Below are 15,954 nucleotides of genomic sequence, written 5' to 3'. Positions count from 1 at the left end.
GTTCGAGTATAATTATTCGGTGACACTTCTGCTTATGTAAACCGGTTTATTATTGATCAATCCAAAAAAGTAAATCTTTGTCTCATCTTTTACGGAACCTGTGTAAAACCGGATCTTCTCATTCTTATCTGACGAAGGCAGAACCGGGTTCCAATATAACACAGGCATTTTGTTTTCGAAACTAAAAGCTCCATTTTGATCTTTTGAGTTAAACTCTTTCAGCAGAGGATAACCATAGATCGTTACATAATCCTGGTTCGGTTTAACGGGTGCATCTTTAAACAGGCTTGCATTCTTTGTATAGACCGCAATAGCAGAGCTGGTTCCCAACAAGTAGGCGTTTCGCAACACCTTTACCATCGCTATGGACGACAACGGCAGCGACTCAAGCTGTCCGGGTTGCGCTTCATATTCGTCGATGTAAACTTTCACGGCCCTTCCTCTCATTATTGCCTCCTCACCATCAACCGTTAAGCCCGGAACCCGTCCATTTAAAAAATCCATAACGCCTCCTCCCATGTCCTGGTCCTGGTTCACAAAGTCGAACACAATTTCGCTTGGCTCATGAAACACTGGTGTACTAAGGGTTCTATTCAACTCTTCTGTAGGCGATCTCTTTTTGGCAGTTACTACAACTTCTTTAAGTGTTCCTTTGGCGGAGTCTTTCCCCTTCAAAAGCTCAGCAGGCTGATAGCTGATAACGGCCGGAACGTAACCGGGATTATTTGCAGTCCTGTCCTGCAAAGTATAATTGATTTCGGGCAGCTTGCGCAGGTACGGATTTACCGGAGCATATCTTTTCACAACAATTTTCACATCCTTAATTTTCGGATCAATGCAATTGAAGTAAAGCTTTGCAGAATCATAAAAATATGCCGCTTTGATCGCAAAGGTTCCGAGACTATCAGTAACCGTTTTTATGTTTTGCTTTGCTCCCTTGTCGTTGTAAATGAGCATGTTTATTGCCGTATTGCTCAATGCCTTGCCGCCACGAAAAGCGTAACCACGATAGCTTAAATAAGTATCCGGCATGTGCTCAAATTTGATAAATCCTGTTGGCACTTTATCCCAGCCGAAATGCCATGAAGATGTACAAACTAAAAAATTATCAAGCATTGTATTCTGGAGACTGTTTGCATCTGCAAAAAGCTGCAGTGTGTTTCGAGGTAAAGAAGTAATTCCGCCCAACCAAAAAGCGCCAAACATATTGTTGGCACTGTCAACAACAGGAATTTTGCTTTTAATTATTTCAACAACGGTATTGTTCTTTATCGTAGTATCAAGCGCTATAGAAAGCGTACTGAATTGACCCGAGTCTGTAGACTCGTGGGTGTAGTCAATTGATGGCGCCTGCACTTTGCAGAGATCAAGATTTGCAAAACATAACCTTTCGGCAACCGCCGAATCCTTGTCATTAAAAACAACAATGTTAACGAGGCCCTTCACTGAACTATCAAGCTTTATGGCACTTTCAACTTCCTGCCGCGGAGCACTGATCATTGCATTATACACTTCGTCGGCTCCCTGGTAGGCAAAGATCCTGTAGTCCTTCAAACTGCCGCCACCTCTGAGGTTTACGTGATAAATGATTTTCTGTGGCAATGACTGCACACTGATTGCTACTCCGTTATCCGCGACACGAGGCAGTGATATGGTGTGGGAAATATCCTGATCATCAGTAACTTTAATCCTGTAGTTTTTACGTGCCGACGGTGTAAATGTGCAAGTGCCAATCTCACTATTTAACGAAGAAATATTTGCAAGCACTTTCGATGAATCATTCGTTTCATACAAAACACCTTTCCAGCTCGTTGGCAAAAATGAAAGCGAACTTAATCGCACCACAATTTTAGACGCTACATCACTGACCAACTTTCCACCCTCAGGAAAAGCTTCAGCATTCCATGATGCGGGCGAGCTCGCCAGCCTCTTTGCTGACGCAGCATTAAAGACTTTTACCGGTTGAATAAACTGGGACCTTTCATCAAAATTGAGCGACCATTCTGTATAGGCCCGGATAAAATAAATATCTTCTGACAGATCTTTAGGCAGATCGAAATTACCGTGCGAGGTTCCATTTAGTATGGGAAAAGCATTTTTGTAAATCACTTCTTTGTTTCTACCCAGGCACTCAACGTAAAGGTTGGTCGACAGTTTGGAGAAGTCGAACTTAAAGAAAACAAACCCTTTAAAATATACAGTTTCGCCGGAAGCGTACTCCGTTTTCTGCAATTGTAAAAAAACCTTTTCGGGAGGATATTTAAATGCATGGGCAATTATAGCCGACGGTTCTTTGGATTGCGCAATTGATAATTGAAAACTAAGGAGCAAAGAAATGGCAAGTATAATTTTCACTTTATATGATTTATAAGATGACCTTCATCTACAAACTCATTCAGAATTTTTATTTAGCAACCGTTTGTTTTTACAACTAAAAACCCGGCCGAGCAGCCAGGCTTATTAATTCTTAAAATTTCGTTGAATCTATTTCAACTTATAGACCTCTGTTCCGCAAAGCAGGAAACAACCAAGACCATAATCTTCGAAGTCAGGCGTTTTATCATAACCAACGGGCTGTCCGTCCTTCGGCTCTTTGCCTGTGCCTTGCACAAATCCTAACTTGCCATCTGTGTGCACACAATCTTTTACCATTGCGTTCCATCCTTTTACTACAGCAGGCAAATAAGTATCTCTGTCAATCATATTGTTATTGATTCCCCAACTCATACCATACACAAACAAAGCTGTTCCGCTCAATTCTTTGCCACCGAAATGTGTGGAATCGTGCAGGCTCACATTCCAGAAACCATCCTTGCGTTGCAACGGCAATAACGCTGTCAGCATGTCTTTATAATCCTGCAGGTATTCTTTATAATGAGGATCTGTTTGTGGCAACACTTGCAATGTTTTCACCAATGCTGCTACTACCCAGCCGTTTCCTCTGCTCCAGTAACAATCTTCTCCGTTTGGCTCTTTGTAGGGAGGAACGAAATCTTTATCTCTCCACCAAAGATGATCTGCCGGATTGAACAAACCATTTACACCCTGCTTATTTTTTGTGTAAGCATACATATCGTACATCCTGTTGTAATAGCTTGTATCATTGAACAAGTGACCAAGTTTTACATAAACAGGCATTGCCATTTGCAACGCATCTATCCAGTTCCAGTCGTCAATCTTTGAAGAAGCTTTCATTAAATCAACGCTGGCTTTTATGTCTTTTATTCTTTCTTCTTTTTTATCTATAAGATACAGATCAATATAAGTTTGTCCGCAACATTGATTATCTGCATTCCTTGTTTCAATACCTCCGCGCAGGCCCCAGTGGTGTTTTTCACCAAATTGTACAGCATAGTCATAATAAGCCTGTTGCTTGTCAACGTTGTACAAAGCCATCAGTCCTTCATAATAAACAGCACGCGTCCAGATGTTGCTTGGCCGCTCAATGTTTGTCATGATTGGCTTTCCTGCATCCGGCCACTTTTGCATAAAGTAGCTGTTGGCAAGTGTGATGGATTTCAGCACCTGCTTTTTCTTCGGCAATTTTTGTGCAAAACCGCCTATCGCTATTCCAAGCAATAGGGCTACTATTAAAATGTTTTTTCGGTTGTTCATGTATGTTAGTGTTGTAAAGATAGTCTTTGGAGGTTAAGGCATTTTTTGCAATCCTTCCCATTTCACTTTCCATTTGCCGTTTTTCGGAATGCCAGGCTCTGCAATATTGCAACCATCGTAGCCGGCGCACATCATGGCAACTGCAGAAAGCAAAGCACCATTTCCTGGCAGGTAAATACGCAATCTTCCGTCCTGGAAATTGTGCCCGTTACTCAGATAAGTGTTGGTGGTGACCGGCATAAACAAAGCATCAATCGCTTTATCGGGCATACCAAGACGCGTCGCAGACATTGCTACCAAAGGAAAATCCCATCCCCATGTCTCTGGCCATGCCCAGTTGTTCCATACCCAGTCAAATGTTTTACGCATCACTGCAGTGTCCATTTCCTTTACCGGAGGCAGCATCCCCATTGCACCAACAACTATCGGGTGATCCGTTTTGTATTTTGGATTTGTATAAGCATCTGTTGCACTTTCTGCCGGGTAGTACAAACCATTTGTTTGCGGTATAGTAGAAAGATGTTGCATCACATCGTCATACTTTTTATTGCGCGGCAAACCACAGCGAACACGCCATGCCTGTGCCGTAGCCAATGCCCATTGCCAATAAGTCAATTCAAATATCGGGTTGAATGTCTCCGTTGCTTTGAAAGTTTCTTGTGCGGGTATCAGTCCCTTACCAAGGATATAGCGATTGCTGGTGCTGTCCCAGTGCGCATAGGAAGCCATAAAATCTGCTGTCGCAAAAACATTGTCCCTGTATTTTTCAAGGGTTGCTTTATCATGAAATTTCCTATAGCATAACTCAGCGAAATAAATATAATGCGGCTGTTGCCAAATCAAAAACGCCCCAACAGAAGATGGACTTTCTGTGCCCGGATTGTCAGTCATCTTTTGCCAACGCACACCATCGTAGCCTTGCCTTTTCGCAATGGCTTTTGCATTGCCGTATACCACAGGGTCGCTATACCAATCCATCGACTTTTGCAATAGCTCCGTTCTGTTCCAAAATGCATATTGAGCAGAGTGCCACCAATGCATTTCCAAGTGCGGTTTTCCGTACCAGCTATTGAACGTTAAGCCCGTTTCCTGTGGCGGATAATTGCCGGACTCCTGTACTCGCAAAAGATATTGCGACAAAATAATTCTTCTCTCCAATTCAAATGCACGCTTATCGGCACTTCCGCTAAAGTCAACAGCAGCGCCTTTTTTCCAGTAGTTTGTCCACGCTGCGTAACTGCTTTGCAAGCTCTGTAGGTATGTAGGTATTGTTTGCTTTTCAGCTTTGCCAAATCTGCAACTAAAGGAAAACTGACCTGTAGTATTTTGAGGAGTTAAAAGGAAATAATGATTTCCCTTTTGGGTTAATGACGCTTTTCCTTTCCACGATAATTCTGTGAAATAGCTTGTTGTATCCAAAGAATGCTTCAGCCGTGCAAACTCATTTTTTTGCGTTACGATTGAGGACGCATGTTTATCCTCTGCAGTGTAATTTGTACCACCATCTAAGAAAGCACCGGTTGGATATGGATAGCGAACAAACACTTTGAGACGGCCCGCTTTCAACAAAGAGGAAGTAACTGCTGCAGAAATAATATCATCTTCCTGGTTAGAAACTGTACTTACGGTTACCTTCTCGCCCTCTACAAAAAATGTAGAAACGATTTCTCCCGTCCAGACATTCAATTGTTGAACCACTTTCTGAATATCTTTCAATGTGGCAGGAGTGTTGTCTTTCTTCAGTATTTCAAAACCAAGATTTCCAAGCTGTAAACGATGCTCGTTGATCCTGTAATAATCACCTGATTTTTTATGTATACCTTCTTCATTCCACTGTACCGAATAGCTAACTTCCCTGCCATTGAGCTGGTATGTTTTTAACGCATCTTCTCTTTTATAATTGTTCACATTCGGAAAGCTGTGCCAACCCCATTCGCTTTCTGTACCGAGGTTTACACCGCCTGCATATGCTTCGGGAAACGATTGCAAACCGGTAACATCAACCGTGAACGCAAACCTACCATTGCCCACGGTAAGCGAACCAAGCGAATCATATTTTTCATTGATCACATTGTGACGTTTCACCAAAGCCTCTCTGTCAATCTTTCCCTGCGCCTGTGTTCCGCCATGCATCATAAAACAGACACCTGCAAGCACCAATACTTTTTTGTACAAACTATACTTTGTTTTGATCATCATTATTCTTCTTTACTTCGAAATAAATTCTCTTAAGCTACAGCTTTTCAAATCCTTCAATTGCTGCACTACCGTTTCTGTATTTAAGATAGCACCTTCTCTATTCGTATGTGTATGATCTTTCGGAAAAAATACATTTACCTTTTGTTCGCCTAACTGATCATATTTATCAGCTATCGCATTGTGTATGTCAATGTAAAATGCTTTTTGCGATTCCGCAGTTTGCTTTGCCCATGTTGGATATCCCGCAGTATCACGGGAAAGGCTTCCGTTCTTCCAGTTGTCGCGTGGCACAGGTGAACACACTATTGGTATAGCGCCTTTTGCTTTTGTCTCACTGATAAACTTGCGCATGTACCAGCCATATGTGTACACGACTTCCTGTTTTTTAGTAATTGGATTGTAGATTTCTTTACTCTCATCTCCAATGCCTCTGATAGTGCCGCGTGCACGGGCCGTATCATCGAGTGGACTGCTGTCATTATGACCAAATTGCATCAACACATAGTCGCCGGGTTTCAGTACCGATAAGATATTCGTCCATCTGCCTTCATTGATAAAAGTGCGACTGCTCCTGCCTCCTATCGCGTGATTGCGGACACTTATTTTTGTTGTATCAAAATACCGGTACATAAAACTGCCCCATCCCCACAGCGAATCTCTTCCCGTGTCATTACCGTTCTTTACAGTGGAATCGCCGATGATGTACAATACCGGCTTATCATTTTGCAGCATCTTGAAAGCGAGTAGCCCGATGATGCCGAGGAGGAATATGGTTCTTAATTTTTTCATATAGAATTTTATGATTACAATTTCGACTTTTCGTAAAATCGGTTTTTTGAAAAAAACAAAAGATTCTTGCTTGTCATCCCGAGAAACGAGGGATCTGAGGGCCTCACCTATACAGGTTTGTGCGAAACCCAGATCCCTCCTTCGTCGGGATGACAAGCGGTCTTTGCTTACGGCCTTCAGTTAACAGGCAATTCAAAGTAGTTTCCAGATAAATAACTTGTCTCATAATTTCATATTGCCACTATTGCTCACTTTCAACGGCACATTGTTAGCAGGAGTAAGTGTTACATCGCTAAACATCCAGCCATCTGCAAAGCTTACTTCGCCTGCATCTGTTCCGCTAATATGAACGTTTGTAAAATGAAAATCTTTCAACGCCGACTGTTGCATACCTTCTGCATTGATGATCTTTTTTACTCCCTTCGCTGTAATGTTCGACACATAAATATTTCTAAAAGTAGGTGTGCCCTGGGCAGGCTCAACTTTTTGCAATAGCTTTTTCCAATGCTCGGGAATGGAATCGTAGTTATATGCAGGAGGTAATTTTGAATAACTGTAAGAGGGATTCCAGTTCATGGTGAAATGAAACGCAGTGGCTACACTATCCAGTTGTATGTTTTGAAAATGAATATCCTCTACCGTACCACCTCTTGTGAAAGCAGATTTAATGTGAAAACCATTACCTGTTCCCTTTCCAATAAGATCTGTGGCGAACACATGCCTGATACCACCAGAAGTTTCGCTGCCGATCGTAAGTAATCCACCGCCTTTGCGAGCAACGCATTTGCGGATCACTACATATTCAGTTGGCTTGTTTACGCGAAGTCCGTCGCCATCGCGACCGGCCTTCAAACAGAAATCATCATCATTGCAATCGATATCGCAATTCTCAATCAGCACCCAGGTTGACGAATCCACATCTACGCCATCAGTGCTTGGCCCCTTGCCATCTTCATTGTTTCTTATCACCAGTCCATCTACGGAAACATAGCTTGAGTACAATATCTGCACTGTCCAGAAACCTGCATTCTTAAAAGTAATTCCTTGTAAGGTAATGTCACTGGAATTTTGCACCAATAATGTTCTTACACGTTTGGCATCGTAGTCCACGATCCAGCGCAAGCCCTTTGGATCGTAATCATTCTTGCGCATGTTCCAGTATTTGTCCCAGCAAAATTTACCTCTTGCATTCACAACACCATCACCTGTAACTGCTGCTTTTTTCTGATCGATCACATTGATGAGCGCTGCTGGCCATTTCATTTCAATGCCTGCAATGCGTGTATCGATTTCAGGATAGTCGGCAAAATCCTGGCTGCCCAGAATTGTAACGCCTTTATCGACGCGAAAATTAACGCCGGATTTTACAAACACACTTCCCATTACATACACACCGGGTTTGAAGGTTACAATGCCTCCACCGTTTTTCGCGCAATCATCGATGGCCGCCTGAATGGCTTTAGTGGATACTTTAGTTGTATCATTTACTATTGCGCCGTATTTATTTACAGAGAATATTTTTTTAGAAGAAGGTACACTGCGGGTTCCTACTTTTTTTGTCCAGCTTAAATCCGGAGTTTGAGCATTAACGGAAGAGAGGATTACGGTTAACGCAACAGAGCATAGCAATAATCTTGACAACAGGTTTCTATTTGACATAGCTTACAATCTTAAAGGTACAAAATAGCATTTTATGAAATTGTAGCTGTCCTGCTGTGTCCTGAAAAATAATTAAGAATTAGCAGATGCTCAGGGCAACCAGACCTGACAGGTTTTTAAAACCTGTCAGGTCTGGTGCTGCACCAAAGTAACGCAAAAAAGCCGCCTCGGTTCGTGTCTTCACGAACCGAAACACATACTCTGACAACCCTGTGGTTCGTGGGGACACGAACCATGGCTGCGAGACCTGAAAGGTTTTAAAAACCTGTCAGGTCTGGTGCTGCACGAACCGGGGCGGCACCAAATCGTAACCCACCGGCAAAAAAAAGCAGCCTTCAATGAAGACTGCTTATCACACCTACAATGTAAACGATCGCTATTTGATATTTACTTTCAGCGCTACTTCGTATTGCTGATTGTAATTGTATTTATTTTTTGAACTGTAGAAGAAGTTTATCTCGCCCAGGTTTTTGGCCATGATGCCGAGTCCACCCATCACGTTGCCTGTACTTTGCCAGTACACGCTTGCGTGAAATGCATCCTGCATTTCCAGTTGCAGACCGCCGGTGAAAACATTCTTTTGATCATAAAACATTTTATATGCGGCCATTGGTTTAACGCTGATGCGTTCATCTTCGCAATTGAATTTATAAGATGCCAACACCTGTCCCATCGCGAGGTCACTACTGCGACCAGCAGAATCTTGCATGTAAGAACCAATATTATAGCCTGTCGCTCCGATTGAAAAACGTTCGCCTTCAAATGATAATCCAAGATCGCCATTAAACTGCATGCCTTTGTCGTTGAAGGTTTTGGCAGTGTTGTCAATCTGACCATTGGATGTAAGCGCAGAGTTATCAAGACGCTCTTTGTAAAAATTCAAACTACCACCGATACGTAAACTATTTTTCTCACTCAGCTTCGCAACGAACGCATAGGATGCAGCGCCCTGGTATCTTTGAAAAATCCCGCTCTTGTCGGACGTGATGATGAGACCTACGCCAGATTTCTCGCCCAGCTTTGCATCGCCGGCAAAGGTGACGAGTTTAGGGGCTCCCTCAAAACCGGACCATGATGTATTCAACAGACCGTACAAGCGGGTGCCATTCTGCCCTGCAAGCGCCGGGTTCCACAAATAGCCATCGCGATAATATTGTGAGATTGGGTTATTGAAAAAATGTTGTGCATTTGCTGATGCGCCAATGCAACAAGAAGCCACACATAGCAACAGGGTCCGCAAGCCTTTTTTGTTGATCTTTTTCATATGTTACTATTTTGGAGAAGCGATGATTGTTGTGTCAATCACCGCTTCTCTACTATTAATGAATTATTGTTACTGAACCTTTAATTTTCACTTCGTTGTTTACAGTTAATACAAAGTAATACGTACCATTTGTAAGAATGCGTCCATCATATCTTCCATCCCAATCATTGTTGTATCCGTTCTTCTCATACACCAGCTTTCCTGCGCGATCAAAGATCTGGATGCGATTGTTTGGATACCCACTCAAATTTTTAATAACAAGTTTATCATTTACACCATCACCATCAGGAGAAAGTAACTTGTTGTATTCTGTAAGTGTCGACGCTTCTACTTTTACTACAATTGACTTGCTCACTTTACAACCCATGCTGTTTGTAAGCGTTGCCACATAGGTGGTTGTAGAAATTGGGGAAGCATCAGTGCTGTTGCCTGAAATATTGCTTACACCTATTGACGGTGACCATTTAATATCTCCCGAACCAAATGCACGCAGAAACGCTTTTGATCCCCTGTTGATAGTTGTATCCGAACTAACTGTTAAGGCAGTATCGCCATTAATCTTTACGACAGCCGGTGCAGACGTGTCTGAAAGACAAGACTGCCCTGAGATAGCAAGTATGTTGTACTGACCTTGTGTTGTTGTCGTATAGGTCAACGCTTTTGCTCCACTAATGGCAGCGCCATTATACAACCACTGATAACTGACTGCTGAATCTACCGCTGCTGCTGCTAATGTAGTCCTGTCGCCAAAACATATCATTACAGAAGCCGGCGTGATAACAGGTTTTGCAGGTTTGTTACCAATCACAACAACAAGAGTTGTCTTGCTTGCTTTGTTACCGTTCTTATCGGTGACTGTCAGCGTTACAGTGTTGTTGCCAATGTTTGCGCAACTGAAACTTGTTTTACTTACAGACAAAGAATCAATTCCGTACACATCATTACTTCCATTGTTAACCTCTGCAGCTACGATGGTTGCTGTACCTGTAGCGCTCAGTCGTATAGTGTCGTTCTTTGTTACTACTGTTGGAGGCGTAACATCTTTGCCGGTAGTGAATGACCAGACATCGCCTTTCACAGTACCATCAGCATCCATCGCATCTACTTTCCAGTAGTAAGTAGTGTTTGGTTTCAATGAATCGAGTGATACGGTTGTTGCTGTTTTGTTTGTTGATTTCGCTTTTAATGAATCAGGTGATGTACCAACATACACGTTAAAGCCTGTTGCACTATTTGTTGTTTCTAACCACGACAAATTCACTTTTTCTGGACCTGCACCAGCACTGCCATTAGCAGGTGTTGGACTAGAAACTTTCTTCAGTAATTCCTGGCCATTGTACAATTTCAAAATAGCCGCATCTGACAACATGTAGTTGTACATTCTGATATCATCCAGACTATCGCGGAAAGGTTTCATCTCCGCAGAGTTACCAATCAACAGGTTATCTGATTTACCGATAGAAAGCGTTGTGTAAGCTTTTGTGCCGGCCGATGCTCCATTGATGTATACCTTCAACAATTTATTTTTTACATCACGTATTGCAACGATATGTACCCATTTGCCCGTGAAAATATTGGTAGCACCAGATGTTACGGTGATGTCAATATTTGTTTTAGTAATACCGTCATCAATTGCCCAAGTCAGTTTACCATCTCTCAATTGTAAGCCATACCATTTACCGGTGTTAGCCTCGAATGTTCCTTTCTGCAAAAGATAGCAATCCTTGTTATTAGTACTTGTGTAAGTGTTTGAAGGAATGTTCACCCACATAGAAATAGTGAATGCATTTTCATCAAATCTAATTTGCGGTGCATCAGGAACAACAATGGCACCTGTTGCTATTGGGGCAGACAAACCCAGACCGCCTTTAAATTTACCATTCGTCCATATTGGATTCGTAACATCTGTGATGGTTCCGTGGTTGGCAGCTTTAGTGCTGTCAAATGCAACTACGCCGCTCGTAGCATCCAATGCGTAGTGTGCCATCAAACCCGGTTCAAAACCTGTCGTGAAATTCCAAACATCACCCGTTGTTGTACCGAGTGGGCCTACAGCATCTATACGGTAGTAGTACTTAGTCTGCGTCTTCATTGCTGTTACGTTGTACAATGCGCTGGCAACACTAATACTGTCGGAAACTTTTGTGAGCTTGGCAGGATCAGTGCCGAAATACATTTGATACTTATTTGTATTTACACCGCCTGACCATGTCAACTTCAATGTATCTGTAAAGCCCTCTATCGTTGTGTTGTTAACGGTTGGATCGAAAGGCTTTTGTGCCAACGCACTTCCGTAATAAAGTGTAACAACTTCAGGGTAGCTCAATGCATAGTTGTAAATTTTCAGTTCATCAAGCTTGCCTTTGTATGGCGCAGGCTTGTTGGTTGTAGCAAGGAATTCCAGTTCACCGATGTTACCGATGATCAAAGAACTTGTTTCACCAATACCAGACAGCGCTTTTGCAATAGCAACTTCTTTTATCAAAGTTCCATTCTGATAAGCACGCAATTTCTTTGCTGCTGTATCGCGTATCACAACCACGTGTACCCATTCATTTATAAACAAACCGGTACCATCTGCCTGCAATTCATCTTTACCTCCACCGTTCACATCATTGTCATCATCAATGGCAAAACGAAGTTGTTTATTTTTAAACTCTATATCAAAACGCTTACCTGTAGCGCCTGTCGTAGTATTCTTTGTGATCGATCCTTTACAGAAAAGATAAGCACTCGTGTTGTTATCCTGCGGCAAGTTGGATGGATCTGCTTTCATCCAGAATGACATGGAGAACGAACCTTTGTCAAGGAACAATTGATCCTGGTGCGGAACGCTTACCACATACATGTTTGTATTAGCTGTCGCAAAATCAAGTGCATTGTTTTTCTTGCCAGGTATGCGAATACTTGCATCGTCCGCATCCAAACCAAGAATACCGTCGTTTTTGTAGGTTGAAGAATCAACTACTCTAAGGTCGTCTCCTGACGTTTCATCAAAACTCCAGAAACCAACGAGACCTGCGGGGATGGACTTAGTCGTTCTGAATGACCACACATTACCAACTGCCGAACCTTTTGCGTTAATGGCATCTATGCGCCAGTAATAGGTTGTGTTTTCTACAAGACCGGTAATATCATAAGAAGGTGCTGCAACATAAGCTACGTCAGCTTTTTTCGTCAACGCAGTCGGACTGGTTCCAAAGAAAACCTGGTAGGTTACTGTATTGGCACTGCCTGTCCACTTCAAGGTTAATTTACCACCACTAATTTCTGCATACTGGAAACCATTAGCAGGCGTAGGGTTTGCAGCGACTGTCGGCGCACTTGGAATTGGTGGTGTCGTAACAGACACAGGCACGCTGTATCCTGAAGCATCTGTACCTGAAACTGTTTTAAGACGATAGTAATAAGTTGTATTAGGTATCAGTCCTGTATTGTCAGTGTAAGTCGTGCTGTTAGCCGCTGGATGATTGATATCAGCATAAGTAACACCATCTGTCGAACGCTCCAACACAAAAAATGTTTCAGTGCTTTCATTGTCTGTCCATTTCACTACAACCGTACTGTTAGGCGCAGGCAATTCAGCTGAAGTAGCTGTCAATGTTACGTTTGACGGTGCTTTGATCAAAGCCGGAGGAACTGTGCTCAACAGTGAGTTTACGTACACTTCAATGTTTAAATATTGTGGATAGCTGAGGTTAAGCTTAACAGCATCTGCCTTGTCATTTTTATTTAATCCATTCGCATCTTCCCATGCATCGGGCATACCATCAGCATCTGTATCTAAGGGAGCCGCACCACTGTATACGTCACCGAGCCCTCCGTTTGACAGAGGCAGATCTGTTTCGCGATAAACATACATGCCTTTAGTTCCTTTTGATTTCACTTCATCAACCATCCACTGATCCACCTGGTCGCGGCGTGGATAACAAGAACCCACGCTGTCGATGATGTATTGATAAGCTTGTTCAGCAGTCATTTTCGGACTCGCCTGTGGGTAAGGAAATGCCTGTGTTTTAAAGGCATCCCCGCTTATACCGGGATAACCATTTTCATCAAATGGCACGAGCGCTCCATCGAGCACTCCGTTTTGGTTGTTATCAAAAAAGTTTCCAGCGCCATATATATTGAACGTTCCGGTTCCTCTTGAGAATGGAGTTGTTTTGCTAATCGGTGTAAGTGGTCCGCCAACAAAATAGTTATTGATTACGTTTACTTCCGACGTGCCTGATGAACCACCCATAATGTAAGCATCTGCTGCCCATGGATAAGTAAAATCATCAGCAAGTCTTCCACCGTTACCATAGTTGTACACGACGTTGTTTACAAACTCATTCACGCCCTTCACTTTAGGATTACGTGTTTTGTTGCTGATGTATAAATTCTTCAGCAAGCTCACTCTACCACCATCAGGAGTTTGTATCAAGCCGCCAGCAGAGTGGTTTTCACGAAACAATCCCTGGCCAATGATACAATTCTGAATGGTGATGTTATCACATGGTGAACCTTTTCCATCCCAATTGATGGAGAAGTTTTCATCCATGCCCCATGAGATGGACATGTGGTCAAATACCATGTTGGCACCGTTTGCGAGGCCCGATGCATCGTTGCCTGAATTGCCGGTCGCACCCAAACGAACACGTATGAAACGTGAGATCGTGTTGCTTGCTCCGGAAAAAGTTACTCTCTTATTAAAGAAAACAATACCGTTACCTGTAGCAGTTTGTCCGGCAATGTACACGTTTGGTGACACAACAACATCTGACGCGAGTGTTACGATACCGCCTACGGCAAATGTCACAATACGGCCGGGCTTGCTTACCGCATCCCGGAAAGAGCCTGTACCCTTGTCATTGAGGTTGGTAACAATATATACTTCCGGAGTAGTAACGCCCCTTGCTCCGGTTGCAAAACGGCCAAAGCCTTCTGCTCCGGGGAACGCAAGTGTCTGCGCTTTTAAAGAGCCCGCTGTCAACAACAGAAGACAGAGCAGGCCAAACATACTGGTGAGTTTAAAAAAAGCAATCTTTTTTTTCATGGCATGTTTTGATTGTGTAGAGTTATTTTTTAGAGTAATGAACGAGGTTAATTCAAGATTCAAAACTGCAAGCGCAGTTTTTTCCGACATTAAAAAAACAAAGCGACTACATACTTTACTTAACACGGGAGCCAGGTAAGCAAAACAGGATTTTTTTTCCCATTATAGAAACCTCTTAGCGTGACAAGGTCACAGCTTTTTGATTTCTTGCTTTTGACTTTTTACTTTTCTTCTCGCTGACATTTAGTTCAGCCTGTCCACCTGCGGCGTCTTCGGTTTTAAATATCTCGCCGCTTTTTCCCAAAGATTTCAGATAGCCAATGAGTCGCAGATCAACGGCATCTCTTTTCAATGAAGCACCCGCATTGGCGACCACGTTTGCATATGCAGTCGCGGCATCCTCGATTTTCACTCCGGCAGGAGATTCGTTGCTTCGTTTGGAAAGTAATGTCGCTGTGGCTTCCACGAAATCAGCGTCCACAACAGGACGACCATTCAGTACACCGTCTTTATCAAGGTCTGCAAAGTTGCCGCTATGATACACGTGATCTGTTGCGGTAAACATGCCGATGAATTTCGTTGATGAATTTGGCCCTGCAATAAAATAGTTTTTGATAATATCCTGGTAATGATCGGCTGCTGAGTGGCCACCAACAAAGCCATTCACACCATAGTTGTACACAACATTGTTGATGTATTCGATACCTGCTTTTGCTTTTGGATTACGACTTTGGTTGTCTATCCAAAGGCAATGATGAATGGTAATGTTCTTAGGATCTTCAAACAACGCACCGAAACGTTGCGGATCGATGCCTTCGCCGATGATGCAATGTTGCAGCGTAATATTGGAACTGCCTTTGATATGCAGATTATCCCAACGGCCCCACTGTATGGAACAATGATCCATGATCAAATCCTTCAAATTGTCCAATACTACTGTGCATGCGCCTTTTGACATATTGATGCTGCCGCGGAAACGCATGTATCGAACAATAGTGTTGCTTGCAAAAGAAACACCGTTTCCATACACCACTACTCCTTCGCCGGGAGCAGTTTGTCCTGCAATGGTCGTGTTTGGTGATACCGCGATTTTATCTTTTATTTTTATCACGCCGCTTACATCAAATACTACTGTTCTGCCCGGTACGCTCACTGCATCGCGAAAAGTTCCTTTGCCAGAATCGGCAAGGTTGGTAACGTGATAAGTCTCTCCCACTTTTCCACCCTGTGCAAACGCACCATAGCCTTCTGCGCCCTCGAAAGCCAACGCTTGTTGCGTTTGCGCTTGCATAGACGTATGGGCACAAAACAATCCACCTATTAATAAAAATATCTTGTTATAGCAAGCGATCATGTTTCTCTCTTTTTACTTTTTTATTTTTTCCTTTTT

The 15,954-nt window shown here is 42.8% G+C and carries 8 protein-coding genes; all 8 read right to left on the bottom strand.

The window, feature by feature from the left end:
* Positions 1-12: 12 nt before the first annotated feature.
* Positions 13-2,355, bottom strand: coding sequence for a hypothetical protein (locus QJ048_RS05535; RefSeq protein WP_282333337.1), 2,343 nt, complete (start codon positions 2,353-2,355; stop codon positions 13-15).
* Between the two features lie 129 nt (positions 2,356-2,484).
* Entirely contained in the window at positions 2,485-3,615 is a 1,131-nt protein-coding gene (locus tag QJ048_RS05530) for a glycoside hydrolase family 88/105 protein (protein ID WP_282333336.1), read from the bottom strand.
* 33 nt (positions 3,616-3,648) lie between these two features.
* Entirely contained in the window at positions 3,649-5,814 is a 2,166-nt protein-coding gene (locus QJ048_RS05525; RefSeq protein ID WP_282333335.1) for a hypothetical protein, read from the bottom strand.
* 9 nt (positions 5,815-5,823) lie between these two features.
* Positions 5,824-6,603 (bottom strand): rhamnogalacturonan acetylesterase, encoded by a 780-nt coding sequence (locus QJ048_RS05520; RefSeq protein ID WP_282333334.1) that lies wholly within the window; start codon positions 6,601-6,603, stop codon positions 5,824-5,826.
* Positions 6,604-6,825: 222 nt separating this feature from the next.
* Positions 6,826-8,262, bottom strand: a complete 1,437-nt coding sequence (locus QJ048_RS05515; protein ID WP_282333333.1) for a glycoside hydrolase family 28 protein — start codon at positions 8,260-8,262, stop codon at positions 6,826-6,828.
* 376 nt (positions 8,263-8,638) lie between these two features.
* Complete coding sequence (locus QJ048_RS05510; RefSeq protein WP_282333332.1) at positions 8,639-9,526, bottom strand: PorP/SprF family type IX secretion system membrane protein; 888 nt, start codon at positions 9,524-9,526, stop codon at positions 8,639-8,641.
* A 55-nt stretch (positions 9,527-9,581) separates the two neighbouring features.
* Entirely contained in the window at positions 9,582-14,564 is a 4,983-nt protein-coding gene (locus QJ048_RS05505; RefSeq protein WP_282333331.1) for a LamG-like jellyroll fold domain-containing protein, read from the bottom strand.
* Between the two features lie 175 nt (positions 14,565-14,739).
* Positions 14,740-15,918, bottom strand: a complete 1,179-nt coding sequence (locus QJ048_RS05500; RefSeq protein WP_282333330.1) for a pectate lyase family protein — start codon at positions 15,916-15,918, stop codon at positions 14,740-14,742.
* Positions 15,919-15,954 lie beyond the last annotated feature (36 nt).

This window comes from Pinibacter soli (assembly GCF_029961145.1).
Taxonomy (GTDB): Bacteria; Bacteroidota; Bacteroidia; order Chitinophagales; family Chitinophagaceae; genus Pinibacter; species Pinibacter soli.
Note: the sequence above shows the minus strand (reverse complement) of the source record. Positions and strands in the feature narration are given on the sequence as shown.

Coding starts and splice junctions, on each gene's coding strand:
- QJ048_RS05530 (WP_282333336.1), bottom strand. CDS start 3,615: ATGAACAACCGAAAAAACATTTTAATAGTAGCCCTATTGCTTGGAATA.
- QJ048_RS05525 (WP_282333335.1), bottom strand. CDS start 5,814: ATGATGATCAAAACAAAGTATAGTTTGTACAAAAAAGTATTGGTGCTT.
- QJ048_RS05520 (WP_282333334.1), bottom strand. CDS start 6,603: ATGAAAAAATTAAGAACCATATTCCTCCTCGGCATCATCGGGCTACTC.
- QJ048_RS05515 (WP_282333333.1), bottom strand. CDS start 8,262: ATGTCAAATAGAAACCTGTTGTCAAGATTATTGCTATGCTCTGTTGCG.
- QJ048_RS05510 (WP_282333332.1), bottom strand. CDS start 9,526: ATGAAAAAGATCAACAAAAAAGGCTTGCGGACCCTGTTGCTATGTGTG.
- QJ048_RS05505 (WP_282333331.1), bottom strand. CDS start 14,564: ATGAAAAAAAAGATTGCTTTTTTTAAACTCACCAGTATGTTTGGCCTG.
- QJ048_RS05500 (WP_282333330.1), bottom strand. CDS start 15,918: ATGATCGCTTGCTATAACAAGATATTTTTATTAATAGGTGGATTGTTT.